Here is a 25,471-nt window from a genome sequence, read left to right as displayed (position 1 = left end):
AAATCAATCTTTCAATAATGCTTGCATTTTGTTATAGAGCCTCTGTGCTTTCAGAGCATCTAGACAACATGCAATCAATTCAAGCTATCTCCTTTTGAGTTTTCCCCTTCATATCGAACTATTTTTTCGATAGTAATTCATTCCTGCTTGATATAAAGTCTCTGCCTTTTTTCAAAGTCGTTACTCTTGGAGGCGAAATGTTTATTGGTTTTGATTACGGCACATCTAACTGTGCTGTCGCAGTCATGAAAAGCGGGGTACCCACACTATTACCATTAGAAGGCGATAGCGTTTATATTCCATCAACCTTATGTGCGCCAACAAGAGAATCAGTTTCTGAGCATTTATTTCGCCATTGTAAAATATCCCCCTCGAATGAAATCGGACAACAAATTTTAAAAAGATCTATCGCGTTTAACCGTGATGAAGGGGTCGATTTACTACCCGAGGACATTGTATTTGGGCAAGCTGCTTTAGATTTATATCTGAGCGACCCTAGAGATGTTTATTATGTAAAATCCCCAAAATCTTTTTTAGGGGCTTCAGGCTTACATGATACTCAAATTAGTTTTTTTGAAGACCTTGTCTGCGCGATGATGAAAAATATAAAGGATACTGCAGAACATTCTTTACAGCAGGTTATTGATGACACAGTCATTGGCCGGCCAATTAACTTTCATGGGCGTGGCGGGGAACTTTCAAATCAACAAGCAGAATCCATACTCTATCGTGCGGCAAAACGCGCAGGTTTTAATCATATTGCTTTCCAGTTCGAACCTGTTGCTGCCGGGCTTGAATATGAATCCACATTAAGTAAAGACCAGATCATCTTAGTCGTTGATATTGGCGGTGGAACAACAGACTGTTCATTAATTCAAATGGGACCGACTTATCGAGGTGCACAAGACAGAACACAATCCTTACTTGCACATAGTGGCCAACGAGTGGGTGGAAACGACCTTGATATTTACCTAGCATTAAAACAATTGATGCCACTTTTTGGGATGGAAAGCCAATCTTTATCGGGCATTAAAATGCCATTTCTACAATTTTGGAACCCGATTGCTATCAATAATGTTGAAGCGCAAAAAGAATTTTACTCACGACAAAATTTGACGGCGTTAACACGCTTAAAGCAAGATGCAAAAGAACCTCAAATAATATCTCGATTGTTAGAAGTTTATAATGAAACATTAGGTTATAGCTTAGTACGTAAAGCTGAAGAAGCTAAAATTGCTTTATCGGACACTTCCAGTTATTTAGCTCAAATTAAATTAATTTCTGAAAAACTAGAAGTGAATATTCCACATGAACAAATGGTGGAATCAATTGAATCACCAAAAAGTAAAATGATTGAATTAGTTAAAGAGGCTGTCAATCAAGGTGGGGTCAAACCTGATGCGATTTACGTTACAGGTGGGAGTGCTCGCTCACCAATATTACACCAAGCAATTAGCCAAGAATTACCTAATATTCCTATAGTACGTGGAGACGATTTTGGTTCCGTTACTGCTGGACTAACGCGCTGGGCAGAAACCTGTTTTAAATAAAGCTACAATAGAGCAATAATGCCGCAGAATAAATTACTCAATCAATGAGCTTTATATCTAGACTGCGGCATTGGTTTAAATGTTATTTTTTAACTTTATGGACAATATCAAAGTACTTATCTTTGCTATCTTGCTCTGGATAAATACGATACGTATATTCTTCAGGTGTTACTGTCACATTTTCAACAACACGAGTAAATAAAACTTTACCGTCATCATCTTTCGCTGTTAATGAACGGCTTTTGCCATTTTCATCAAATGACCAGTCACCTTTCATTTTGGGTTTGCCATCGAACGTGGTCATATTAAAAGTCCCGTCTGGATAATATTCGGCAACCCCAAAGAAGTTTGCAACTTGTTTATCTTCTGCATTAACTTCTTTTTTATCTTGATCTAAAGCTTCTGTCGTTACCCAGACTTTGCCTACCATAATTTCTTCGTAAGCATTTAATTTATGTTCTGCCTTCTGTGATTGGCTTGCTGCTGGAGTTGTAGCTGCATTAACAGCAAATGACATAGTAGATACAACAGCAAAAAGTGTAGGTACTAATAATTTTTTCATTTTTATCCTCTAATAAATTAACTCAAACAACAACTTGATTAAGTTTAGATTAGCGATATAAAGCCAACTTTAAAAATTATATTACGTTTATTTACAAGATAACATCTTATTACATTTAATATAGACTGTTTTACAAAATAAAATATAGCACAAACACATTGATTTTAAAATTAATCTCCTTAAATTTAGCTATTAAGTAATTTATTAATCAGCCAGTAACCCGCTTTTCCCGGTGGATTATTCTTAGACCAAACTAAATCCACATCAATTTTACGTGGCCATAAATCATAATTAATACTCACTAAACGGTTATGGCCAAATTGCTTAACTAACCATGTCGGTAATATTGCCCATCCAGCTCCTTGTTCTGCCATTTCTAATAATAGTAAATAATTTGGCGCAAACCAGTTCTTTTCACTATTAATAATAATTTGGCTACTACTGCTTAGCCGTAGTTGGCGTGTCATTGTTAAATGCTGATAAGTAATCTTTTTCTCTTTAGCTAATGGATGGCTATTTAATACATATAAACCTAATTCACCTTGAATAGGTAAACGAGAAAAAGAAATATCTGCAGGATATTCTGTTCGAGATTCCATCATACCAACATGAGCCTGTTGGTTTTGGATCATTTCAATAACGGCATTATTTTCTGCAATTAAAAACTCGAACTCAAGATGCGGAAATTGTCTATCTAATGTCGTTACAATATGTTCAGCATGAGGGGGCTGATAAATATCTGAAAAAGCGCAGCTTAATCTTGGTTCTATATCTGGTAGCAGTTCAACTCGAAGCGCTTGAAGACGCTCATCTGCCGATAAAATATCCTCAACTAAACTCAAAACTTTTCTACCTGCAAAAGTTAATGTTGATTCACGTCCCTGCCTATCGAATAACAAAAAGCCCAAGTCGTCTTCAAAACCACTGATTGTCGTACTCACAGTTGATTGGCTTTTATTTAATTTACGAGCCGCAGCAGAGAATGACCTTAGGGATGCCGCCTCCACAAAGGTACGCAATGTTTCTATAGAATAATTCATAAGGTATCGCTTTTTCCGATGGCTGCCATTTTGTATATATATAAAAAAAAGCAAATAATTGCACCCGATTTTTACCCAAAAAATAATTTTCCATATCTTTGAGGTAGTTATGAGCAAGTATACAAAAACATTAACTGAACGAATTTTTCATGCAGTTTCATTTGAAGTCATCGCGATCGCGATAACTGCACCGGTCAGTGCGTGGCTTTTAGGACGCTCAATTTTCCAAATGGGAACAGTCGCTATTGTCTTGTCGACACTGGCAATGCTATTAAACTTATTTTATAACATGGTCTTTGATCGTTATTGGCCCTTATCCAAAGGGCCTCGCCCAGCCAAAGTACGCATTTTTCACGCCGTTGGATTTGAATTGAGCTTTGTGATCATGGGTGTACCAATGCTGGCGTTTTTACTTAAAATGTCATTCTTAGACGCATTCTTACTTGAAATCGGCTTTTTTGCCTTTTTCTTATTTTATACTTATGCGTTTAATCTTGGATATGACATCTTACGTGAGCGTTGGTTTGCGAATAAAGAAAATGCAATACGCGTCTCAGAAACAGCGGTTAAACGTTCTTAATTTTAATTAAATATTCAAACACCGTGTAGCTTATCTATACGGTGTTATTTATGTATCATAAATACGATAAACACGCCGAAATAATTCTCTCTTTTTTTTTTGCAAAATGATGAATGCGTTTTATGCACTCATCATATGCATAGATGTCAATTTCATCATTGAACATGATCACCTATATTGACGCCATCGTCATGATGAGTTCTACGATAACTTTATAAAAATACTACTTAGATGCGTTTATCTATCAATAACAGACCTAAGTTCGAGTGCAGTAAATAGAAGTTAAACATTAAATTCCTTCATTTTTTAGAACTCATTTATATAAAGTTATCCATTATTTTGTCCAAAGTTTAGGCAATGTTATTTAAAGGTATTCAGATGAACAAACTATTTATTTCTTCTGCACTTTTTCTGGTATTTAATTTAAGTGCTCAAGCAGACGTAACCACCCATAAAAATGCCATTATTTCACTCAGTTTTATTGAAAATAATACCGCTTATGCAAACCAAATCGCTATTGCTAACCATGCAAAAGCCGCTAATTTATCACCTAATGGTATCCAAGGTATTACGAAATCTTTTGCACAGATGAATTCGCATGAAAAAGCCGCTACTGCATTAAGTTTTAATGAAAATAATATGTCCGCAGCGAACCAAGCAGCCATTAATTCACATCTAAAAGCTGGTAATTTAGCAACAGATAAAATTAATGGTATCAGCAAAAGTTTTTTAGCAATGGATGGACATGAAAAAGCCGCAGTCGCGTTGAGTTTTACCGAAAACAACCAATCCCCTTCTATCAAATACGCTGTACAGCAACACTTAAGCAGGAGCCAGACAAAATAATAAAATAGAGAATGATATTTAACTGATTTATCACACAATTAATCTTATTAAGGCTTGGTGACTCACCAAGCCTTTTTCATTTTAAAATTATATTATTAAAAATCAATGCATTAATAGTAAATAACATATACCCATCAAAGTTGATAATAACTATCATTTGCAATTGATAATTATTAACATATAATTCGAATCGTTATTTTATCTTATGAGTTATAACTCAAGCATAACTACTTAAGACCTGTTTTGGTCTACCCTCTTTAGGTTCAACAAGAAAGAATATTGAGGTCTTATGATGAGTCGAAAATTAATCACTTTTACGCTATCCATAACCCTGCATATTCTTGTTATTGGGTACTTAACCTATGTTACGGCTCAATCATTATCCTTAAAAAACCAAGCACAACAGGATGCGCCGATTATATCGATCGCATTAACTCAAGCGGTTAACGTTGCAGAACCTGAAGAGCTCCTTCAACCGATAGAACTCCCTAGTGAGGTAAAAATAGAACCCAGCCCAATTATTGAAAATGCCGCCGTTGTTGTGCCTAAAAAGCAAAAAAAGGTGATCAAAACACAAAAAGAACCCGTAAAACCCAAAGAACTCACTAAAAGAACTGAAAACCCCAGCAAACAAGCTGATTCCGAAATTAAAAATGATTTGCCAATCGCACAACAACAAAAAGCCGGTGACCTTGTTTCTTCTCAATCAGCAGGAATTAAAGGCCCCAAAAACCAACATGCGACTAGTGACACTAATAGCCAACTAATTAATGCCTATCGAGAAAAACTGCGCCAAGAAGTTGAGCGAAACAAGCAATACCCTCGCCGCGCAAAAAAAATGAAAAACCGTGGTATCGCAACTATTCAATTTCAATTAAGCCAAACCGGAGAAATTAGTTTAATTCGCTTAGCAAGCAGTTCAGGAAATGATTTATTAGATCAAGCCGCTTTACTTGCAGTACAAAAAAGCCGCTCTGTCGGTAAGCCACCAGCAGGTTTTGCTCAATCTATCACTCTCAATATTGAATTTAATTAACCAACACTGATAATAACAATTATTTTCAATAAAAAAGTACACCTTAATTGGATATTAGATGTTCACTTTATAGTTAGTTATTCTGTATTTATTTTTCATTCCAAAAAATAATAATAAATTTTATTGTTTTTTCAGAGCAATCAATGATCCTAGAGAAATTTATTATTATTTTCCAACTATATGACTAAAAGTCTTCTCCCTATTTTCCGAAAATGGCCTTACCGAGAGAAATATTTTCTCTACAAAACTCAATATTAACATTTCTAAATTTTTAGACACGAGCAATAAAAATAAAACCTGTTTTTATTCATAATGTTATAATGATATCAATTATCATTAATATTTATTTATTATAAAAAAGTTACCAGTTTTGCAAATATAACTTCGTTGATATGGCGCAAAAAAAACTAAATATGTCAGAGTAAGATAGCCCCTGAATAACACTATATTTAATATGGTCATAAAGGCTAATATCAATGAATACAAAAAATAAATTATTAAATAGCCCTATCTCAAGGCGCAATGTCGTGAAATCTGGCGCTGCTGGCGGTTTATTTGCTGCAGTTGGCGGTTTATCACTTCCTTTTAATGCAAAAGCAATCGATACCTCTCAAAACTCAACATCCCCTGAAGAAAAAGCCGTTTGGAGTTCATGTACCGTTAATTGTGGTAGCCGTTGCCTATTACGCCTCCATGTGCGTGACGATGAGGTATATTGGGTTGAATCTGATACCACGGGAAAAGATGAATATGGTAATCATCAAGTCAGAGCTTGCCTGCGTGGTCGCTCAATCCGCAGAAGAATGAATCATCCAGATAGATTGAAATACCCAATGAAACGTGTGGGTAAACGTGGTGAAGGCAAATTTGTCCGAATTTCATGGGAAGAAGCCCTTGATACTGTTGGTAATAGCTTACGCGATATTCTAAAAAATTATGGTAATGAAGCCGCTCACGTTTTATATGGTACTGGCGTTGATGGCGGTAATATCACCAACTCAAATGTTCCTTATCGCTTAATGAATTCATGTGGTGGTTTCCTGAGCCGCTACGGCAGTTATAGTACTGCACAAATTCGTGCAGGTATGAATTACCTATACGGCTCCCAAGAAGCAAATAGCCCCGATGATATTGCAAATACAAAACTAGTTGTGATGTTTGGTAATAACCCTGCCGAAACTCGTATGAGTGGCGGAGGTGTCACTTATTATGTCGAACAAGCGCGCGAACGTTCAAATGCGCGCATGATAGTCATTGACCCTCGTTATAATGACACTGCTTCTGGTAGAGAAGATGAATGGTTACCTATTCGTCCTGGTACTGATGGTGCACTTGCTGCCGCATTGGCTTACGTGATTATTACTGAGGATATGGTCGACCAAGAATTTGTCGATAAATACTGTATCGGCTATGACGAAAAAACCTTGCCAGCTTCGGCACCTAAAAATGGTCACTATAAAGCGTATATTTTAGGCCAAGGTGCTGATGGTATAGCTAAAACACCACAGTGGGCCGCTAAAATTACAGGTATCCCAGCAGATAAAATCATTAAGTTAGCCCGTGAAATAGGCCAAGCAAAACCCGCTTATATTGTTCAAGGTTGGGGTCCTCAACGTCATTCAAATGGTGAACAAACCGTTCGAGCAATTGCCATGTTAGCCATTATTACTGGTAATGTTGGCATTAGTGGTGGAAATTCAGGCTGTCGTGAAAGTACTTATGATTCCGGTGTTGAATGGTTCCCGATGCTCGATAACCCAGTAAAAACTCAGATTTCTGTTTTCACATGGACTGATGCCATCGAACGCGGTACCGAAATGACAGCTATTCATGATGGTATCAAAGGGAAAGATAAATTAGATGTTCCCATTAAATTTTTATGGTGCTATGCCAGTAATACATTGATAAATCAGCATAGTGATATCGCTCGCACCCATGAAATTTTACAAGATGACAGCAAATGCGAAATGATTGTCGGCATCGACCACTTCATGACGGCCTCTGCAAAATATTGCGATATTTTACTACCTGATTTAATGCCTACCGAACAAGAAGATCTTATTCCTAGCGAGTCCGCAGGAAACATGTCGTACATGATCTTAGGCCAACCAGCCACTAGCGCTAAATTTGAGCGTAAGCCCATCTATGAAATTTTGTCAGAAATAGCTAAACGCTTAGGCCCTGATGTCGAACAGAAATTTACCGAAGGCCGCACCCAACACGAATGGGTTAAATATTTATGTGAAAAAAGCCGCGAGCGCTTCCCTGATATGCCAACTTATGAAGAAATGAAAACCGTGGGTATTTTCAAGCACAAATGCCCAGATGAGCATGTCATTGGATTTAAAGCCTTCCGAGATAACCCTCAAGCTAATCCACTGAAGACGCCTTCAGGAAAAATAGAAATTTACTCAGAAAGCCTAGCTGAAATAGCAAAAACATGGCAATTAGCACCAGATGATGTGATTGACCCGCTGCCAATTTATACCGAAGGCTTTGAAAGCCATACCGATAGTCTTAATAAAAAATACCCATTACAAATGACAGGGTTTCACTATAAAGCCAGAACACACTCAAGTTATGGCAACATTGATATCTTAAAACAAGCTTGTCGCCAAGAAATATGGATTAACCCTATAGATGCCAAAGCACGTGGTATTAAACAGGGTGATATGGTCAAGGTTTTCAATGACCGAGGTGAAGTTCATATTCCAGCGAAAGTGACACCACGGATCATGCCAGGCGTGACTGCTATGGGCCAAGGGGCTTGGTTAGATGCCGATATGTTTGGCAAAAAAGTAGACCAAGGCGGGTGTATTAATGTCCTCACGACTCAACGCCCTTCACCGCTTGCTAAGGGGAACCCTCAGCATACTAACTTAGTTGAAATTGCAAAACTATAAGGAGCCCGGTATGTCACAACAATATGGTTTTTATATTGATACACAACGCTGTACGGGCTGCAAAACGTGCGAACTCGCCTGTAAAGATTTTAAAAACTTATCCGCTGATGTTCATTTCCGTCGTATTTATGAATATGCAGGCGGCGACTGGACAGAGCAAGATGGTGCATGGCATCAAAATGTATTCTCTTATTATCTTTCCATTTCATGCAACCATTGTGAGGACCCTGCTTGCGTTAAAGTTTGTCCAAGTGGCGCGATGCACAAACGTGAGGACGGCTTTGTCATTGTCGATGAAAGTGTTTGTATTGGTTGCCGTTATTGCCATATGGCATGTCCTTATAGTGCACCTCAGTTTGATGCAGTTAAAGGGCATATGACTAAATGTGATGGCTGCTATGAACGTGTGGCTGAAGGCAAAAAACCCATTTGTGTTGAGTCTTGCCCGCTACGTGCATTAGATTTTGGGCCCATTGAAGAGCTACGTGCAAAATACGGCACAATCAATGAGATAGCACCTCTACCCGCTGCACATTATACCAAACCCAATATTGTGTTAAATCTCAATGCAAATTGCCGTCCTGTTGGTGACACCACAGGTTATTTAGCGAATCCGGAGGAAGTTTAAAATGGGCGCAGGCTTACATGAATATCCGTTAATCTTCTTCACCGTTATAGGTCAAAGTGTTGCCGGTGCATTTATTCTCATGGCTCTGGTATTGTTAATGAAACCCTTGCAAGAGCAGCATCATAAAATAGTGATGAGCATGTTTGGTTTATGGGCGTTAATGGGAATTGGCTTTTTACTATCCATGCTGCATATGGGCTCGCCGATGCGTGCATTCAATTCAATGATACGTGTTGGTCATTCCGCTCTTAGTAACGAAATAGTTAGTGGTTCAATATTCTTCGCCTTAGGTGGGGTATATTGGTTACTGTCATTATTGAAAAAAATGCCTAAGTCTATTGGTACTATTTGGTTAATTATCACTATCATTTTTGCGGCAATATTTATTTATGCCATATCCCGCGTTTACCAAATTGATACCGTCCCAACTTGGTTTAATCACTATGGTAGTTTGCAATTTATCCTAACCAGCTTTATTGCAGGGCCTGTTCTTGCCGCATTTTTATTACGCATAGCAAGCTATGATATCAATAACGTCCGTTTCTTTACATTAATCAGTATTGTTGCAGTGGTTGCGAGTAGTATTTTGGTGACGGCACAGGGGTTTGAATTAGGCTCTATCCAAAGCTCTGTACAGAAAGCATCAGAGCTTGTTCCAGATTATGCTTCACTGATGGGTTGGCGTACTGTTTGCTTAACATTAGGGCTAGCTTTCTGGATTTACCCACATGTTAAAATGAAAAACCCTTCAATTATCGGGCTATTAGTCGCCGTATTATTGGTGATTTTTGGTGAATTGATTGGTAGAGGCATTTTCTACGGGCTACATATGACGGTAGGTATGGCTATCGCCGGATAACGACTATTCCATTGTTTTTACGATGATAAGGGGGCTAATTACCTTCTTATCATCGACAACAATCGCATGTTTCGCTACGATCGCACCAAAGCGTCATCATCAACATAGCAAGTGGACAAATATGGAACAAAAATTATTGGCCGATTTTTCGCTTTGCGCGCAAACTTTGGGGGCATTATTTTATTATGACCCTTCTGATGCACGCGTAAATAAACTAATTGATTTATTTACGACGAGCGAATGGTTAGCTGAGTGGCCATTTACTCAGGATTATGATTGCCAACGTATTGATAAACTTTTTCAAGATAGTCTTTCTGAATCAGAAACTTTACAAGAAGCCTACCAGCGCTTATTTATTGGCCCTTATGCATTACCTGCACCACCTTGGGGTTCTGTTTATCTTGATAAAGAAAATGTTATTTTTGGTATTTCGACACTTGAATTAAGAGCATGGCTTCGTAATAACCAAATCAATATTGAATTAAATCAAAAAGAACCCGAAGATCATGTGGGGCTAATATTTCTTCTCACTGCCTGGGTGATTGAAAATAAACCAGAACTGTTACGTGAATTACTAGAAATACATTTTTTACCTTGGGTATATCGCTATTTAGAAAAAATGCAATTGCAAAGCGGGAATGCTTTTTATGAAGCCACTGCGCTGCTGGCGACAGAAACTTTAAGACATATCCAACAAAGCGCTCAATTAACCCCAGCGAATAAAGAGCTTTGTCTTTAGTTTTATATCGTTCAAATAAGCATTTTGTGAAGTAAAAACCCTCTAAATAAATCAGACTATTTAGAGGGCTTAAAATATTATGGGCGTTTTTTAGGTGTGTGGTAGGTATCACTCAGAAGTAAAAATGCGTTACTAATGGCCTAATTACTGTACCTGCGATAAAGCAAAATCGGCATCAGCGAGTAAATCATCTATATCTTCACAGCCCAATGAGAACCGCAATAATCCATCCGTTACGCCTTGCAGTAATCTTTCCTCTTCAGGGATACACGCATGAGACATCATTTTAGGGTAGGAAATAATTGATTCAATTCCCCCTAAGCTGACCGCAACGAGTGGAATACGAATTGCTTCTAAAAATTGTTTTACATTGTCATAGCTACCCAAATCAAAGGAAACCACCATTCCGCCATTTTTGGACTGTTGCATATGAATCATATGGTTTGGGTGTGAAGCTAACCCCGGATAAAAAACGCGTTGTACTTTTGGGTGCTCATTCAGATATTCTGCAAGCTTTTGCGCATTTTCACTAGCTCGTTCAACTCGCATTGCCATTGATTTTAAACCACGCATCGTCAGCCAGCTATCAAATGGAGCTGCAATACTGCCAATAGCCACCGCAGACTTATGTAACCACCTCGCATATTCAGGGTTATTCGTTGCTACTGTCCCCAAGATCACATCACTATGGCCATTTATAAATTTAGTCGCACTATTAATAGAAAAATCAATTCCAAGAGAGATAACATCTGATAACAATGGCGTCATAAAGGTATTGTCACAGATGGTAATAATATTATGCTGTTGCGCAATTTCAATAACAGATTTTAAATCAGTCACTTGTAATGTGGGGTTAGATGGCGTTTCAATATAAAACGCTTTGGTATTCTCCGTTATTGCTTGCTGATAGTTCATTGGGTTAGTCGCATCAACAAATGTCACTGAAATGCCATAACGAGGCAGAAATTCAGTCATTAACTGGAAAGAACCACCGTAAATATTTTTGCAAGCAACAATATGGTCACCCTGGCTAAAATTAAGTAATACTGCGCTTATTGCTGCCATTCCTGATGAAAAAATCTCAGCAAATTTCGCGTTTTCAATCGCGCAAATTGCCTCACTTAATGCATCTCTTGTTGGATTGGAAAAACGCGAATAAATATGGTCGTAACTTTCCTCAATATTGGCTTGTGAAAATGTGGATGATTGATATAACGGAATAGAAGAACTTCCGGTATATTTATCTGTCATGGGGTAACCATGAATAACCTTGGTATTAATTTTCATAAGTAAATCGCATTATCAAAAGTCTATTTAATCGTTGCTACATTGATTTCAGAATAAGCAAAAATAGCGGGTGCTCCGCCAGTATGAATAAAAAGTAATGGCTGATTGCCATCAATACTTTCTTTTAAAATATGATCAACTAAACCCGCCATGGCTTTACCGGTATACACAGGGTCAAGTAGTATTCCTTCTTTTTGAGCTAATAGCTCAATGGCTTGTTGGCCCTTGTTATTCGGCTGACCATAGCAAGGTGAAAAATACTGATCCCACAGATTCACTTTAGGAAAATCTGTCAGGTTTAATAATTTACCAATTTCCTGCTGTAAGGTTTCTACCTTAGGTTGTTGCTGCGCAACTGTTCTTGAAACGGTAACACCTATCACTGGAGTTTGAGGAAATACCGATTGTAATCCCATAGCTAGCCCTGCATGCGTTCCTGCGCTACCAGAAGCAACAATAACTGCGGAAAATTCAATATCTTTAGGAGTCTGCTCGGCAACTTCTAATGCACAATTAACATAACCTAATGACCCTAAAGCATTAGAACCACCAATAGGTACAATATAAGCATCTTGCAATCTAAGGGATTCAACTAACGCTTGCATTTGTAAGCTTGGGTCGGTTAACTCATCACAAAAATAACAGCGGGCATTAAATAAATCTGTCAGTTGTTTATTACCATTTGTTAAAAATAATGAATTCAAACTCTGTAATGGGTTTTCTAATAATGCGACACATTCCAGACCATACATTGATGCTATTGCAGCTGTTTGGCGAACATGGTTTGATTGAATAGCCCCTGCCGTAACAATCACCTTAGACTTTTTTTGTATCGCATCTGCAATAATATATTCCAATTTTCGCAGTTTATTGCCCCCCATTGCTAGGGGGGTCATATCGTCACGCTTAATATAAATATCACGGCCTAAATATTCTGAAAGATTATTTAATTTTGCTAACGGTGTTGGTCCTCGAAGTAGATCTATTTTATTTATTGCAGCTAATCGTTGTCTAATGCTCATTATATTATTCACCTTATTAATATGTGAAACCTAAATAGAGATAAACCATCAGCGCAAAAGCGGCAGTCACCGTGGCATAAGGCATTTGGGTACGAATATGCTCAATATGGTCACAATCTGTTGCCATAGAGGCCACAATCGCATCACTGGAAATGGGTGATGTCATATCCCCATAAATTGAACCTGCTATTGCGGCACCAATCATATATTCAACAGGCATTCCGACTGAAAGCCCTAATTGCACACCGATTGGGATCATAATCGCAAATGTCCCCCACGATGTTCCAGTTGCTAATGACATCACCGCACTAATTAAAAATATAAAACCGATTGAGAAAGCCGGTGAAATGACACCAGAGGTAATTTCAGCTATATAAGCACCAGTGTTTAAATCTGAAGAAACGGTTCCCATTAAAAAAGCGAGGATCATCACTGAACTAATTTTTACCATGCTGGCATAGCCGATGTATAACTCTTTAAAGAAAGTCTCAATATTAAGCACACGACGCGCTAAGAACCACACAAAAGAGACTAAAGTTCCAAACATGACTCCCCAATATACCGATGTTGAGCCACTACCTTTACTAAAATCACCATTACCAGTGATATAAAGCGCAATAGGTACCATTAATACTGTTGATAAAATTGGAATAAAAAAGTTAAGAGAGGTATGGCAATTAGGATGCTCAATAATATCTTCATCATCCTGCTCAGTTTCTTCAGCAGACAATAAAGTTAAAGCTTGCTGCTCTGCGCGTAAATCCGCTTTTTTCATTGGTCCCCAAGAAACATTGGAGAAAATATAAAATAATACTGAAGCTAAAGAAAACCACGCCATGATATTAAATACCATTGAGCCTGCTAAAATTTCAAATGGCTCTCCAGTAATTAAACCTTTAGATATTTGTACACCAATAACACCCATCATTGCCGCTCCCCAGCCGTTAATCATGGCTGATGAACAAACTGATACGCAGGAAGTTTGTACAATATAGGACATTTTTTCTGGCGAAACACCGTATTTCTTCGCTAATGTTTTTGTTGATGCTCCAGCAATTAATTGGTTAATTGAACTTTCAATAAAAATTAATGATGTAATAATCATCGCCATTAATTGAACAGCTTTTTTATTTTTAATTAGCCTTGTTTTATTTGTTAATAATTTAACTAATGATCGCACACCACCAGTAACAACGACTAGCCGCATAATACCGCCAATCATTACCATAAATAGAATAGTTTTTGTATTTCCCGGTGATGCAAACGTATTAATAATACCATCGAGCGTTCCGTTTATACCCAATAATATATTATGGTCATATATAACGGTAAAACAAACTAGAATCCCCAGCAATAACGATAATATAACTTGTCGTGTAAAAATGGCTAAAAGTATCGTCACCATTGGCGTGACGATGGTCCAAATTCCATAATCATTCATTAGATGCTCTCTTATTATATTTTAATTTTATTTTGATTTTAATAAATTAAGATAGTGCGTTTTCTAAATCATTTAATAAGTCAGTGATATCTTCAATACCTACAGATAAACGTAATGTGGTGTCATATACATGGATACTTTCCCTTTCTTCTTTTGTCATCGACCCATGTGACATGGTTGCCGAATGGTTTACCATGCTTTCAACACCACCCAATGATTCGGCTAATACAAAGTAATTAACTTTAGATAAAAACGTTTTAGTATCTTCAATATCCCCTTTCAATTTAATTGTCACAACTGCTCCACCTGTACGCATTTGCTTTTTACATAATTCATATTGAGGATGTGAAGCTAATCCTGGGTAATAAACCTGTTCCACTTTCGGGTGCGTAGACAAATAGCTAGCAACTTGCGCTGCATTGCTGCATTGTGCCGCCATACGTAACGCTAATGTTTTTAATCCACGTAAAGCAAGGTAGGCGTCAAAAGGAGAAGCAATTGCTCCTAAAGTCGTTTTTAGAAAATCAAGGCGGCTGGCTAAGTCTTCCCTTTGGGTGATCACAGCACCACCAATTAAATCGGAATGACCGCCAATATATTTACTTGCCGATAGCATCACTAAATCAGCACCTAATTCTAACGGCTTTTGGTTCCAAGCTGTTGCAAATGTATTATCAACACAAGTCAAAATATTATGTTTTTTTGCAAGTGAACAAATCGCATTGATATCAACTAACTCCAATAATGGATTAGTTGGGCTTTCAATCCAAATTAAACGCGTATTCTCTTTTATTTTTGTTTTAACTTCATCAAGGTTATTCAAATCTACATAATCTATTTGATGACCGCTATTAATGGTTGAAACTCGTTCAAATAACCTAAATGTTCCACCATAAACACCTTTCATCGCAATAATATGCGAGTCTTTTGGTAATAAATTTAAGACTAAACTTGAAGCCGCCACACCGGATGAGGTTGCTGTTGCATAACTTCCACCTTCAATTTCTGCTAATAAGGTTTCATATGCATAACGCGTTGGGTTGCTGCAACGTGAATAACAATATTCACCATGCTCTGTTAAACTTTGCTGAACAAAAGTACTGGCTGTTGTAATAGCAGGGAAAATAGCATGATTAACGGTATCTTGCTGCTTTCCACCATGAATTAAAATTGTAGCAATATTCTTAGTCATAATCTAAAACCCAATATAGTAAAATAAAAGTGATATCTTTATATTTGTTGCTAAAAAGAATATGCCATAGGGAAATAGAAAATTTTTTCTAAAAATTGGTGTCTTTATTCAAATTAAGAGAAAAATTTTCTATTAAAGAATTAATTTCCTTTTAATTCATAATGTTGATGCGTTTCCCATAAATGAGCGAGCCGTCACAATATTATTATTTTGTTTATCTTCCACAACCGACCAATCCATAAAAAATACATAACCCACTAAAACAAAACAATAAATGTTTTATTAAAGTTAAATATATCATCACGCAATGTAATTATTTAGTAGATATTCTGCCGTTGATTTAACATGAACCCTAGTACTCATACCTATTTTCCCTCTTCTCATACTGCACAATAGGCATATAAGAGAAAGTTATTCTCTTTTACTTTATTTCTTATAATGAGCTATATCACTTAAAAGCTATAACAATTCGATTAATGCAAATCAACACGCAAAAGAATGGCTATCAAGCAACAATATGCTCAAGGACTATTTATAAGATAGGCACAGAGACTAAATTTGATTGAGTTATTTTTAATTTAATCACCCCAATTTTTTGTTTAAAAAAAGCACAATAACTATTACAAACTATGATAAATGAAATGCTACCGCTATTTAAATTATTAGAAAAATGCATGACCACTATATATTTTATAAATTATTCTAATCACTTTTTCTTAAAGAATCTCAATTTAGCCTAGTGCAGAACTATTCATTATAAATTCAAATTTGCTCGAACAAATTCAGTAATGTATTCCATATTACATATCTTCGTAAAATTACTCTCTATATGAGTTTAATTTTTTAGTGAAGAATCATCTTGTATACAAATTATTTATTATGATACAGTCAAAAAATGCCTATGATTCAAGCATCAAGTATCGATATTGGTTATATCCTTTACTGTGATATGACTCGCTTTAGCATAAAAATTTGGGGCATTAGTTTTCCACAATACAAACAATGAGAATCAAAAAAAAACACAATTATTATTAGTAAATTTGAATTTTATCTTTTGTTCTTATCTTTAATAAAAGCCACGTTTTATTTAGCGAAAATCTGAATTATATAAATTTAACTTAATATAAACTCTGTTTTTATATTACCTAAAATTAAATTTACCACAATAAAAACAACTTAATTTTGTAGTAGAGACAATATAAGGAAACAATTATGAATAATAACTTTTCAGTGCATGAAGCCAGTATGCTTGCGCTACTTAAACAAGTAGTCAATATTGAATCAGGTTCTTATGACAAAGAAGGTGTAGATAACCACGCTGCTGTCTGGTGTGAAAAATATCGCGAAATGGGGTTCGAAGTCGAAATCATTGAAAATGAATCACTCGGTAATAATTATCGAATTTATCACCCATCAACAAAGGCTGATATATTAATTTTATTGCATTTAGATACCGTTTTTCCTAAAGGTACCGTTACTGAACGTCCTTTTAGCATTGAAGGTGACCGCGCTTATGGCCCTGGCGTGATTGATATGAAAGGCAGTCATGTCATGGTATATCAAGTCATGAAGCAACTTTATGATAATCAAGACATTCGCTATAAAAATATTGAGATTCTCCTCAATTGTGACGAAGAAATTGGTTCTATTTCATCTCGCGGTGTCATTGAACAATGTGCTTTAGGAAAACGCTACGCACTTGTGATGGAACCTGCGCGTGCCAATGGCGCGATAGTGAGTGCTCGCCGTGGTGTTGGGACTTATGTGTTAAATATTGAAGGGAAAGCCTCACATTCAGGTATCGCACCTGAAGCAGGTATTAGTGCAATTCAGGAACTATCATATAAAATTCAAAGCCTACACGCACTCTCAGCTCATGATAAAGGCCTATCCGTTAACGTTGGTTTAATTTCTGGCGGAACCTCCGTTAATACTGTCGCACCGAATGCCAGAGCAGAAATCGATGTTCGTATCTCGTCTGAAGAACAGGGTATTGAAATCGATAAAAAAGTCAGGGAAGTGTGTAGTACACCAATATTAGACGGTATCAAACTCACCTTAACCGGCGGAATTAATCGCCCACCTATGGCTAAAACGGATGAAAGCACCGTTCTTATCAACATCATTAAAGAAGAAGCTGCACAACTAAATATTGATTTACTCGATGTTTCTACTGGCGGTGGCTCTGATGCCTCTTTTACTGCGGGTGTCGGAACTGCCACTGTAGATGGGTTAGGCCCGATTGGTGGTTACCAGCACAGTGATAAAGAATATTTAGAAATACCGTCGCTCACAGAGCGTGCTCAACTATTTTTCAATGTATTACAACGCATTACACAATAAAAAATAATCCAATAGGAAACTCTATGACAACGATGTCAACAAACACAACAACACCACCTAAAAAACGTTCTGAAGGCTTAAATCCTTATGTGCTTTTGTTTTTTATCTTAGTATTGGCAGGCATTGCGACGTGGATCGTTCCCGCGGGGCAATATGCATCAGAAACAAAAGTCATCACCATGGTAAAAGATGGTATAGAAACAAAAGTATCTAGTTCTTACACCATTCCCGGTAGTTATGAGCGCTTACCTGAACAACACGGCATTTTGCCAGGACAAATTTTCACCTCAATTGCCGATGGTCTAATCAAAGCAGCTCCTATTATCTTTTTGATTATTTTCACTGGAGGTGCTTTACATCTTCTTGAAGAAACTGGGGCTATCAAAAAAGTACTCAATAATATCTCGCGCAGTAAAAGGCTTAATGACTTTTTACTAATCAGTATATTCTTTGTCGTTTTTTCTATTTTAGGAACAACAGGAATTGTCGTTAACTCAATTATTGCATTTGTTCCTATCGGTCTTTTAGTTGCTAAATCCGTGGGAATGGACGATAAATTTGGTGCCGCTTTAGTCTATGTCGCGGCTTATTCGGGCTTTAACGCCTCAATCATGGCACCAATGACAGTTGGCCTATCTCAAGGTTTAGCCGACGTCCCGTTGTTATCCGGTCTCGGTTTTAGAATGGCAATTTATATTGCATTTGTTATCGCGGGTATTTTATTTTTAACGATTTATACCAAAAAATGCCGTAACAAAGGTATGGTTCGACCTGATATTGAAATTAATACTGACGAACACCAAACCTCTAAAATTTCAGCTTTGCATGTCATCACCCTTTCCTATAGCGCATTCTGCTTAATCGGATTTATTTTCGGTGCCGTTGAGTGGGGCTGGGGAGAAAAAGAGATGATGGCAATGTTTATCATTTTAGGCGTTGGCGTGGGTATTTTAAACCGTATGTCACCTAATACCATTGCCACTGGTTTCTTAAAAGGTTGTGCAGGAATGGTAGGCGGCGCGTTTATCGTTGGTATGGCTCGTGCGATTGCTATCGTATTATCTGATGGCATGATTCTGGATACCATCGTTAATGCCATTATTTCAATGATGGACGGTTTACCGAAGACTTTATCTGCCCTTTCCATGTTCGCAACCGCAGCAATTATGCACTTCTTTATTTCATCTGGTTCTGGTGAAGCGGCAGTGCTTGTACCTATTTTCACGCCAATGGGAGATTTATTAGAAATTACTCGCCAAACGACGGTGCAAACTGTATTACTTGGAGAAGGTGTTGTTAACTGTATTAACCCAACATCTGGAATTTTAATGGCTGTACTTGCAACGGCAAAAATTCCTTATACACAATGGGTGAGATTTATTTGGCCATTAGTCTTCACATGGATAGCCATTTCTATTGTCGCTCTCATATATGCAGTAATGACAAATTTAGGTCCTATCTAAAATATCAATATTGAATAATCCACTCTTCTTAGCACCGCTTTTTAGTGGTGCTAAGGGTTGTTGATACAAAATAGAGTAAAAAGGTGTTTTTCTCGTCTTGTGTTATCAACCGCTGTTGTAAATTTTCCATTTCATCACTTCCTGTTGATTTAATTTTGAACTATATCAGTGATAACCAGGTTCTACATTAATAACGAATTAAAAACAGACAGAGTAAGGTAGGAATAGTATTATTAGCCCCATTATGCCTTTTATTCTATTTGAGATTGTATTGTGACTTCATTTGCTGACCTAAATGCGCTTTCTGCGGAACAACTCGCTAACTTGCAAGAGTTAGGCTACCTAAACATGACGCAGATCCAAGCTGCCGCTCTTCCTCCGATCCTTGCTGGTAAAGACGTTCGAGCACAGGCTAAAACTGGCAGCGGCAAAACTGCTGCTTTTGGTCTGGGCTTATTACAACATATTGATGCCAAGTTATTTAAAACTCAGTCATTAGTTTTATGCCCAACTCGCGAACTGGCAGATCAAGTCGCCAATGAATTGCGCCGTTTAGCTCGCGCTATCCCTAATATCAAAATTTTAACACTCTGCGGTGGTGTACCTTTTAGCGTACAACGCGACTCCCTTGCTCATGCAGCACATATCATTGTTGCTACACCGGGGCGCTTACTTGATCATCTAAATCGTGAAACAGTACAACTTGATGCCTTGCAAACATTGGTTTTAGACGAAGCAGACCGAATGCTCGATATGGGCTTTATGCCAGATATTGAAACCATCATTGACTACGCACCAATTAATAGGCAAACATTATTATTTTCAGCTACTTGGCCAGATGAAATTGCACGAATTAGCCAGCAAATTCAAAATAATCCACAAACCATTGAAATCAATAGTGTTGATGAACTTCCCGCGGTTGAGCAGCAATTTTATGAAGTTGCGCGTCACGAAAAAATTACATTATTACAAAAGCTCTTGAGCCGTGAACAGCCCGCTTCTTGCGTCGTTTTCTGTAATACTAAAAAAGATTGCCAAGCTGTTTATGATGCCTTAACTGCAAGCAAACAAAGTGTCCTAGTGCTTCATGGTGATATGGAACAGCGTGAGCGTGACCAAACTCTTGTGCGTTTTGCTAATGGAAGTAGCCGTGTATTAGTGGCTACGGATGTCGCATCCCGCGGGTTAGATATTAAAGCCCTCGAAATGGTGATTAACTATGAATTATCATGGGATCCTGAAGTGCATGTTCACCGCATCGGCCGAACTGCACGCGCCGGTGAAAGCGGTTTAGCAATTAGTTTATGTGCACCAGAAGAAGCCCAGCGGGCCAATGCTCTAGAAGAAATGTTAAACATGAAGCTTAATTGGCAAGCCGAACCAACAGGTTTACGAGTCACTCCATTAGAAGCGACGATGGTGACCTTATGCCTTGATGGCGGTAAAAAAGCCAAAATACGCCCCGGCGACATTTTAGGTGCCTTGACCGGAGAAGTTGGCCTCAATGGCGACGATATTGGCAAGATTGTGATCCACCCTACCCATGCCTATGTGGCACTCAAACGTGAGGTTGCCGAACATGCTCGCAAGCATTTACAGCAGGGGAAAATTAAAGGGAAATCCGTTAAGGCTAGGTTATTAAAATAATCGGTGTGATTCGTGTTTCCTTCTGCACAATGTTAGTACGCAAGGAAACACGATAATTTTCTTACTTTTTTATGATGTGGCGTTATTCTCTTGCGGTAAGGCAGATTTAGGCAATCCAAAAATCTTATCAAAGGCCCAATTAAAAAAGAAAGTATAAATTGGGATAAAAATAATTAAGGCGAAGTCGAGTATTAACGCCTGTAAAAGACTAATTGATAACCACCATGCAATTAAAGGAATTAAAAAAATCACTAACGTTAATTGAAATAATATAGCGTGTACAAACCGGCGCCTAAAGGTTCTAATGCGTGATTTTTGTTTTGATTCCCAATATTCAAATGCAGTATTGAAAATAAAGTTCCAGCTCACTGCAATAGTCGTTATGACTAAAGCTAATGGGCCTGTTGTTTCCGCTGAATTACCGGAAAGAAAAGCCAATGCCAACGCTGAAATTAACCAGCCAATAACCTCATAAGCCGTTACAAAAACAATTTTACGTTTAATCCCCTGCATTTTCCCACCTCCAAAAATATCATTATCAACAAGGTGGTAAAATAAATATTATTCAATGATAATAAAAGTCAGCTTCTATCAATTTTATTGAAAGGTCAATCATGCCATTTAATAGCGATAACCTAACGATTTTTCTCACCGTGTTAGATAAAGGCTCATTTTCTGCAGCGGCTAGGGCATTAAAACGCGTGCCATCTGCGGTCAGTATGGCAGTCGCTAATCTAGAAGCTGAACTTGGATTTGAACTATTTGATAGACACTCTCGGGAGCCTAAACCCACTGAAAAAGCGCTTTCATTAGCCCCCTATGCACGACATATTGTCGCTAACTTATCGCAGCTCAATACGTTTTCTTTAGAATTGACTCAAGGCGTTGAAAGCACGCTGACTATTGGTATTGCGGCAGGTATTAATGCCAATTTACTCTTTGACGCTCTACATATTTTAAGCCAGCGTTACCCTTTACTGCATATTGAGCTGATTACCGCACCTCAAGATGATCTTTTACCGTTACTACATGAACAACAAATTCATCTCGCGATTGTCTTTGGCGGTTTAAATGTTAATTCCCAAGAGCAATTTCATTACATTGGCGAAGAATCAATTATTGCCACCATTTCGGCTAAACATCCCTCTTTGCAAAATAAAACGTCACTCTATATCGAAGACCTTGTTGAAAGCCGCCAAATAATTATTGCAAGTCGTCAACGTGAATTGAGTGATATACGCATTCTAGTTTCTAGTAATTATTGGAAAACAGACAGTTTTTCTTTAGCTCTCGGTTTAGTCGAAAGTGGTATGGGATGGGGAAATTTTCCTTTATCACTTATTAAAGATAAATTGCACGATGGTTCACTAAAACCCCTTGAGTTTAAAAATACCCCAAATGGCTTCAAACTGCCTATTCATGTGGTATGTTTGCAAGGTCATGCGCTTAAACGTGGTGCACAAAAATGCATTGAATTACTGAAAAATAAGGTAATTTAAACCCTCAATTATTTATTTTTCCTATTTTTAATTCCATAAATTAAATTATTTCTGGACACATTAATTCTTTTAAACCATCAACGAAAACGTTTGCTTTTTATTTTGATGGCTATAAAATGCGTCGGATTTTTTTGGCCTGAGAAAAATAACTGGAGACAATCGTGCCTGACGATAAAAATTATAGCCATGGCCCCGTGCCCATATCCGCGCGGAAAGGCGGACTAGCATTAACCTTTGTGATGCTAGGTTTAACGTTCTTTTCCGCCAGTATGTGGACCGGAGGCGCTCTCGGTACCGGTCTTGATTTTCATGATTTCTTCCTCGCAGTTCTTATCGGTAATCTTCTTCTTGGTATCTACACCGCATTTCTTGGTTTTATTGGTTCTAAAACAGGCTTAACTACCCACCTTCTTGCTCGTTATTCCTTTGGTATTAAAGGCTCATGGCTCCCCTCTTTCCTATTAGGTGGCACACAAGTCGGCTGGTTTGGTGTCGGTGTTGCGATGTTTGCCATTCCTGTTGGTAAAGCCACGGGTTGGGATATCAACTGGTTGATTGGTATTTCAGGGGTCTTAATGACCGTTACGGTTTTTTTCGGTATTTCTGCTCTAACTATACTGTCAATCGTTGCAGTTCCTGCCATTGCGATACTCGGCAGTTATTCCGTCTACCTTGCTATCACTGACATGGGTGGAATGAGTGCATTGCAGGCAGTCGTCCCCGCAAAACCTATCGATTTTAACCTTGCCTTAGCCATGGTAGTGGGGTCTTTTGTGAGTGCTGGAACATTAACAGCTGATTTTGTGCGTTTCGGACGAAAACCTAAGATTGCGGTGCTTGTCGCCATTATTGCTTTTTTCCTTGGTAATTCATTGATGTTTATCTTTGGAGCTGCTGGTGCGGCATCATTAGGTATGGCAGATATCTCAGATGTGATGATTGCCCAAGGTTTACTATTACCCGCAATTATCGTTTTGGGTTTAAATATTTGGACAACTAACGATAACGCCCTATATGCGTCAGGTTTAGGGTTTGCCAATATCACCGGCTTATCCAGCAAAACCTTATCCATTGTCAATGGACTGGTTGGAACGCTATGTGCGCTGTGGTTATATAATAATTTTGTTGGCTGGCTAACTTTCTTATCTGCGGCTATTCCCCCTATTGGCGGAATTATCATCGCCGACTACCTCATGTACCGCCACCGCTACGAAACCTTTGATCGCAGTAAAATGCGTGATGTCAACATCAGTGCATTAATCGCCGTTGCCGCTGGGGTTATCGCAGGTAACTGGTTACCAGGTATTGTTCCTGTCAATGCCGTGTTGGGCGGTGCATTATGTTACGCTATCCTTAACCCATTATTAAATCGCCGCCATACTACTGATTCGGAGATGACCCGTGCTTAACCAAACTATCAAACATATCCATAATGTCCGTTTACCTGAGCGTGATGGCCTGTGGCGTATTGATATTGACAATCAAAAAATTCAAGCCATTCTTCCACAACCTCAAGGTGAAGTATTACCAGACAGCTTAGACGGTGAAGGTGGATTAGTTACGGCTCCCTTCGTTGAGCCACACATTCACTTGGATACCACTCAAACCGCGGGGCAACCAAGCTGGAACCAGTCAGGAACACTCTTTGAAGGCATCGAACGTTGGGCAGAGCGTAAAGCGATGCTCACCCACGATGATGTTAAAAATCGAGCGTGGCAAACCCTTAAATGGCAAATTGCCAATGGTATTCAACATGTTCGTACTCATGTGGATGTGTCAGATCCGACATTAACCGCACTGAAAGCGATGTTAGAGGTAAAACAAGAAATCGCACCTTGGGTTGATGTGCAAATTGTGGCTTTTCCACAAGAAGGTATTTTGTCTTATCCAAATGGCGAAGCCCTGTTAGAAGAAGCGTTACGCCTAGGAGCCGACGTCGTTGGTGCCATTCCACATTTTGAATTTACTCGTGAGTATGGCGTGGAATCACTCCATAAAACATTTGCTTTAGCACAAAAATATGACCGCTTGATTGATGTCCACTGTGATGAAATCGATGATGAGCAATCCCGTTTTGTTGAAACAGTCGCAGCGTTAGCACATGCACAAGGGATGGGTTCTCGCGTCACGGCAAGCCATACCACCGCAATGCATTCATACAATGGCGCTTATACTTCCCGTTTATTTCGCCTACTAAAAATGTCTGGAATTAACTTTGTCGCTAACCCACTAGTAAATATTCACTTACAAGGCCGCTTTGATACTTATCCAAAACGCCGTGGAATTACGCGAGTGAAAGAGATGCTAGCCGCGGATATTAATGTGTGCTTTGGTCACGACGATGTATTTGACCCATGGTACCCATTAGGTACAGCCAATATGTTGCAAGTACTGCATATGGGGTTACATGTCTGCCAATTAATGGGTTACCAGCAAATCAATGATGGGCTGAAACTGATTAGTGAATACAGCGCACGTACATTGAACTTGCAAGATTATGGTGTGAGTGAAGGAAACCGAGCTAGTTTATTAATTTTACCTGCAGAAAATGGCTTTGATGCCGTGCGTCGTCAAGTCCCTGTTCGTTATTCTGTTCGCGATGGCCAAGTTATCGCTAATACCCAACCCGCAGTAACCCAAATTCATTTAGAACAAACAGAAGCAATCCATTATGGATATTCTCCAAAAATCTAATCATTGAATTTTTATTCCTAAATGGCTCTCTATAATCATAGGTGAGCCATTTGCTCTACGCCTCATCATTAATTTCAATAAAATCAGCCCAAAAAACCAATCTTAATCAGATAAAAAGCAACAAATAACGTTTTTTTTCA

General features: G+C 38.2%; 21 protein-coding genes. 14 read left to right on the top strand and 7 right to left on the bottom strand.

Going from position 1 to position 25,471, the window contains the following annotated elements; translation table 11 throughout:
• Nucleotides 1–197: 197 nt before the first annotated feature.
• A complete protein-coding gene (gene yegD / locus ACU696_RS07970) occupies nucleotides 198–1,550 on the top strand; it encodes a molecular chaperone (protein WP_164528531.1) in 1,353 nt (450 codons plus the stop codon).
• Between the two features lie 82 nt (nucleotides 1,551–1,632).
• On the opposite strand, the gene ACU696_RS07965 is transcribed toward yegD, so the two are convergent.
• Both ACU696_RS07965 and ACU696_RS07960 read right to left on the bottom strand, forming a co-directional pair.
• Entirely contained in the window at nucleotides 1,633–2,112 is a 480-nt protein-coding gene (locus ACU696_RS07965) for a DUF4822 domain-containing protein (RefSeq protein WP_004913390.1), read from the bottom strand.
• A gap of 185 nt (nucleotides 2,113–2,297) precedes the next feature.
• Complete coding sequence (locus tag ACU696_RS07960) at nucleotides 2,298–3,152, bottom strand: LysR family transcriptional regulator (protein ID WP_109912720.1); 855 nt, start codon at nucleotides 3,150–3,152, stop codon at nucleotides 2,298–2,300.
• Between the two features lie 109 nt (nucleotides 3,153–3,261).
• On the opposite strand from ACU696_RS07960, the gene ACU696_RS07955 reads away from it, so the two are divergent.
• The 7 genes from ACU696_RS07955 (at nucleotide 3,262) to dmsD (ending at nucleotide 10,743) form a co-directional block, all read left to right on the top strand.
• Nucleotides 3,262–3,732: a multidrug/biocide efflux PACE transporter gene (locus ACU696_RS07955; protein WP_164528530.1), complete on the top strand. Its 471-nt coding sequence runs from the start codon at nucleotides 3,262–3,264 to the stop codon at nucleotides 3,730–3,732.
• A 378-nt stretch (nucleotides 3,733–4,110) separates the two neighbouring features.
• The gene (locus ACU696_RS07950) at nucleotides 4,111–4,578 is read left to right on the top strand and encodes a hypothetical protein (protein ID WP_164528529.1); all 468 of its coding nucleotides are present in this window, start codon (nucleotides 4,111–4,113) and stop codon (nucleotides 4,576–4,578) included.
• A gap of 289 nt (nucleotides 4,579–4,867) precedes the next feature.
• Entirely contained in the window at nucleotides 4,868–5,614 is a 747-nt protein-coding gene (locus ACU696_RS07945) for an energy transducer TonB (protein ID WP_109912723.1), read from the top strand.
• 476 nt (nucleotides 5,615–6,090) lie between these two features.
• Entirely contained in the window at nucleotides 6,091–8,517 is a 2,427-nt protein-coding gene (gene ynfF / locus ACU696_RS07940) for a selenate/tellurate reductase subunit YnfF (protein ID WP_421667218.1), read from the top strand.
• A 10-nt stretch (nucleotides 8,518–8,527) separates the two neighbouring features.
• Nucleotides 8,528–9,145, top strand: coding sequence for a DMSO/selenate family reductase complex B subunit (locus ACU696_RS07935; RefSeq protein ID WP_004913401.1), 618 nt, complete (start codon nucleotides 8,528–8,530; stop codon nucleotides 9,143–9,145).
• 1 nt (nucleotide 9,146) lies between these two features.
• Nucleotides 9,147–10,004, top strand: a complete 858-nt coding sequence (locus ACU696_RS07930) for a DmsC/YnfH family molybdoenzyme membrane anchor subunit (protein WP_109912725.1) — start codon at nucleotides 9,147–9,149, stop codon at nucleotides 10,002–10,004.
• Between the two features lie 121 nt (nucleotides 10,005–10,125).
• Nucleotides 10,126–10,743, top strand: a complete 618-nt coding sequence (dmsD, locus tag ACU696_RS07925) for a Tat proofreading chaperone DmsD (RefSeq protein WP_004913405.1) — start codon at nucleotides 10,126–10,128, stop codon at nucleotides 10,741–10,743.
• Nucleotides 10,744–10,887: 144 nt separating this feature from the next.
• On the opposite strand, the gene ACU696_RS07920 is transcribed toward dmsD, so the two are convergent.
• Genes ACU696_RS07920 through ACU696_RS07905 form a run of 4 tightly spaced genes read right to left on the bottom strand, consistent with a single transcriptional unit; the run spans nucleotide 10,888 to nucleotide 15,685 of the window.
• A complete protein-coding gene (locus ACU696_RS07920; RefSeq protein ID WP_004913408.1) occupies nucleotides 10,888–12,030 on the bottom strand; it encodes a trans-sulfuration enzyme family protein in 1,143 nt (380 codons plus the stop codon).
• A gap of 23 nt (nucleotides 12,031–12,053) precedes the next feature.
• Nucleotides 12,054–13,052: a D-cysteine desulfhydrase gene (locus ACU696_RS07915; RefSeq protein ID WP_123382339.1), complete on the bottom strand. Its 999-nt coding sequence runs from the start codon at nucleotides 13,050–13,052 to the stop codon at nucleotides 12,054–12,056.
• A 16-nt stretch (nucleotides 13,053–13,068) separates the two neighbouring features.
• The gene (locus tag ACU696_RS07910; protein WP_447343059.1) at nucleotides 13,069–14,493 is read right to left on the bottom strand and encodes a Na+/H+ antiporter NhaC family protein; all 1,425 of its coding nucleotides are present in this window, start codon (nucleotides 14,491–14,493) and stop codon (nucleotides 13,069–13,071) included.
• A 46-nt stretch (nucleotides 14,494–14,539) separates the two neighbouring features.
• Nucleotides 14,540–15,685, bottom strand: a complete 1,146-nt coding sequence (locus ACU696_RS07905; protein WP_109912728.1) for a trans-sulfuration enzyme family protein — start codon at nucleotides 15,683–15,685, stop codon at nucleotides 14,540–14,542.
• A gap of 1,212 nt (nucleotides 15,686–16,897) precedes the next feature.
• Between ACU696_RS07905 and ACU696_RS07900 the strand changes: the two genes are divergently transcribed.
• From ACU696_RS07900 to dbpA, 3 genes are all read left to right on the top strand, one after another.
• The gene (locus ACU696_RS07900; RefSeq protein WP_004913419.1) at nucleotides 16,898–18,028 is read left to right on the top strand and encodes a M20 family metallopeptidase; all 1,131 of its coding nucleotides are present in this window, start codon (nucleotides 16,898–16,900) and stop codon (nucleotides 18,026–18,028) included.
• A 23-nt stretch (nucleotides 18,029–18,051) separates the two neighbouring features.
• Complete coding sequence (locus tag ACU696_RS07895; protein ID WP_004913421.1) at nucleotides 18,052–19,491, top strand: YfcC family protein; 1,440 nt, start codon at nucleotides 18,052–18,054, stop codon at nucleotides 19,489–19,491.
• 273 nt (nucleotides 19,492–19,764) lie between these two features.
• Nucleotides 19,765–21,138 carry an ATP-dependent RNA helicase DbpA gene (dbpA, locus tag ACU696_RS07890; protein WP_110732119.1) on the top strand — a complete coding sequence of 458 codons (1,374 nt, stop codon included), beginning with the start codon at nucleotides 19,765–19,767 and terminating at the stop codon, nucleotides 21,136–21,138.
• Nucleotides 21,139–21,207: 69 nt separating this feature from the next.
• Here the strand turns inward: dbpA and ACU696_RS07885 are convergent, their stop codons facing one another.
• Nucleotides 21,208–21,651, bottom strand: a complete 444-nt coding sequence (locus ACU696_RS07885) for a PACE efflux transporter (protein WP_004262335.1) — start codon at nucleotides 21,649–21,651, stop codon at nucleotides 21,208–21,210.
• Between the two features lie 101 nt (nucleotides 21,652–21,752).
• Between ACU696_RS07885 and ACU696_RS07880 the strand changes: the two genes are divergently transcribed.
• The 3 genes from ACU696_RS07880 (at nucleotide 21,753) to ACU696_RS07870 (ending at nucleotide 25,331) form a co-directional block, all read left to right on the top strand.
• Complete coding sequence (locus ACU696_RS07880; protein ID WP_198635029.1) at nucleotides 21,753–22,637, top strand: LysR family transcriptional regulator; 885 nt, start codon at nucleotides 21,753–21,755, stop codon at nucleotides 22,635–22,637.
• A 161-nt stretch (nucleotides 22,638–22,798) separates the two neighbouring features.
• Nucleotides 22,799–24,046: a cytosine permease gene (gene codB, locus ACU696_RS07875; protein ID WP_109912731.1), complete on the top strand. Its 1,248-nt coding sequence runs from the start codon at nucleotides 22,799–22,801 to the stop codon at nucleotides 24,044–24,046.
• Complete coding sequence (locus tag ACU696_RS07870; RefSeq protein WP_004913433.1) at nucleotides 24,039–25,331, top strand: cytosine deaminase; 1,293 nt, start codon at nucleotides 24,039–24,041, stop codon at nucleotides 25,329–25,331. Before codB ends, ACU696_RS07870 begins: the two co-directional genes overlap by 8 nt.
• The last annotated feature ends 140 nt before the right edge of the window (nucleotides 25,332–25,471 follow it).

The sequence above is a fragment of the Providencia sp. PROV_01 genome (genome assembly GCF_053098325.1).
This window is presented reverse-complemented; position numbering and strand designations above follow the sequence as displayed.